Here is a 2,633-nt window from a genome sequence, read left to right as displayed (position 1 = left end):
CATAGTAGAACGACTTGGAAACGTCGGCCATAGAGGGTGATAGCCCCTTATACGAAATGCTCATTGTGGAACTAAGCTTGCAACAAGTAGGGCGGGACACGTGTAATCCTGTCTGAACATGGGGGGACCATCCTCCAAGGCTAAATACTCGATATCGACCGATAGTGAACCAGTACCGTGAGGGAAAGGCGAAAAGAACCCCGGAAGGGGAGTGAAATAGATCCTGAAACCGTGTGCATACAAACAGTAGGAGCGGACTTGTTCCGTGACTGCGTACCTTTTGTATAATGGGTCAGCGACTTACATTCAGTGGCAAGCTTAACCGTATAGGGAAGGCGTAGAGAAATCGAGTCCGAATAGGGCGTTCAGTCGCTGGGTGTAGACCCGAAACCAAGTGATCTACTCATGGCCAGGATGAAGGTGCGGTAACACGCACTGGAGGTCCGAACCCACTAATGTTGAAAAATTAGGGGATGAGCTGTGGGTAGGGGTGAAAGGCTAAACAAACTTGGAAATAGCTGGTTCTCTCCGAAAACTATTTAGGTAGTGCCTCAAGTATCACCATCGGGGGTAGAGCACTGTTATGGCTAGGGGGTCATCGAGACTTACCAAACCATTGCAAACTCCGAATACCGATGAGTGCGAGCTTGGGAGACAGACGCCGGGTGCTAACGTCCGACGTCAAGAGGGAAACAACCCAGACCGCCAGCTAAGGTCCCAAAGATTGGCTAAGTGGCAAACGAAGTGGGAAGGCTAAAACAGTCAGGAGGTTGGCTTAGAAGCAGCCATCCTTTAAAGAAAGCGTAATAGCTCACTGATCGAGTCGTCCTGCGCGGAAGATGTAACGGGGCTAAGCCAGTCACCGAAGCTGCGGATATCCGTAAGGATATGGTAGGAGAGCGTTCTGTAAGCCTGCGAAGGTGTCTTGTAAAGGATGCTGGAGGTATCAGAAGTGCGAATGCTGACATGAGTAGCGATAATGGGGGTGAAAAGCCTCCACGCCGTAAGCCCAAGGTTTCCTGTTCAACGTTCATCGGAGCAGGGTGAGTCGGCCCCTAAGGCGAGGCAGAGATGCGTAGCTGATGGGAAGCAGGTTAATATTCCTGCACCGTCGTTAGATGCGATGGGGGGACGGATCGCGGAAGGTTGTCCGGGTGTTGGAAGTCCCGGTTCCTATATCAGAGAAGGCTGTTAGGCAAATCCGGCAGCGTAATTCAAGGGTATGGGACGAGTGAATTTATTCACGAAGCAATCGGAAGTGGTTCCAAGAAAAGCCTCTAAGCTTCAGTCTAACGAGACCGTACCGCAAACCGACACAGGTGGGCGAGATGAGTATTCTAAGGCGCTTGAGAGAACTCGGGAGAAGGAACTCGGCAAATTTGTACCGTAACTTCGGGATAAGGTACGCCCCGGTAGTTTGACTGGCCTGCGCCAGAAGGACGAAAGGGCTGCAATAAAAAGGTGGCTGCGACTGTTTAATAAAAACACAGCACTCTGCAAACACGAAAGTGGACGTATAGGGTGTGACGCCTGCCCGGTGCTGGAAGATTAAATGATGGGGTGCAAGCTCTTGATTGAAGTCCCAGTAAACGGCGGCCGTAACTATAACGGTCCTAAGGTAGCGAAATTCCTTGTCGGGTAAGTTCCGACCTGCACGAATGGCGTAACGATGGCCACACTGTCTCCTCCCGAGACTCAGCGAAGTTGAAATGTTTGTGATGATGCAATCTACCCGCGGCTAGACGGAAAGACCCCATGAACCTTTACTGTAGCTTTGCATTGGACTTTGAACCAATCTGTGTAGGATAGGTGGGAGGCTTTGAAGCGGGGACGCTAGTTCTCGTGGAGCCAACCTTGAAATACCACCCTGGTTTGTTTGAGGTTCTAACCTTGGTCCGTTATCCGGATCGGGGACAGTGCATGGTAGGCAGTTTGACTGGGGCGGTCTCCTCCCAAAGTGTAACGGAGGAGTTCGAAGGTACGCTAGGTACGGTCGGACATCGTGCTAATAGTGCAATGGCATAAGCGTGCTTAACTGCGAGACTGACAAGTCGAGCAGGTACGAAAGTAGGACATAGTGATCCGGTGGTTCTGTATGGAAGGGCCATCGCTCAACGGATAAAAGGTACTCTGGGGATAACAGGCTGATTCCTCCCAAGAGTTCATATCGACGGGGGAGTTTGGCACCTCGATGTCGGCTCATCACATCCTGGGGCTGTAGCCGGTCCCAAGGGTATGGCTGTTCGCCATTTAAAGTGGTACGTGAGCTGGGTTTAAAACGTCGTGAGACAGTTTGGTCCCTATCTGCCGTGGGCGTTGGAAATTTGAAGGGGGCTGCTCCTAGTACGAGAGGACCGGAGTGGACGAACCTCTGGTGTACCGGTTGTCACGCCAGTGGCATTGCCGGGTAGCTAAGTTCGGAAGAGATAACCGCTGAAAGCATCTAAGCGGGAAACTTGCCTTGAGATGATATTTCCCGGGAACTAGATTCCCCTAAAGGGTCGTTCGAGACCAGGACGTTGATAGGCTGGGTGTGGAAGCGTAGTAATACGTTAAGCTAACCAGTACTAATTGCCCGTGAGGCTTGTCCCTATAACCTTAGCAGGTTATATGATGAGCTTATTTGTTTGCCA

Annotated in this window: 1 rRNA gene; it reads left to right on the top strand. The window is 51.2% G+C overall.

The window, feature by feature from the left end:
- Window positions 1–2,592, top strand: a 23S ribosomal RNA gene (locus BM205_RS23845); the annotation flags it as partial.
- Window positions 2,593–2,633: the final 41 nt, after the last annotated feature.

The organism is Collimonas sp. OK307, from assembly GCF_900113705.1.
Taxonomy (GTDB): domain Bacteria; phylum Pseudomonadota; class Gammaproteobacteria; order Burkholderiales; family Burkholderiaceae_D; genus Collimonas.
The sequence above is the reverse complement of the archived record's forward strand: the minus strand, read 5'-3'. Positions and strand labels throughout refer to the sequence as shown.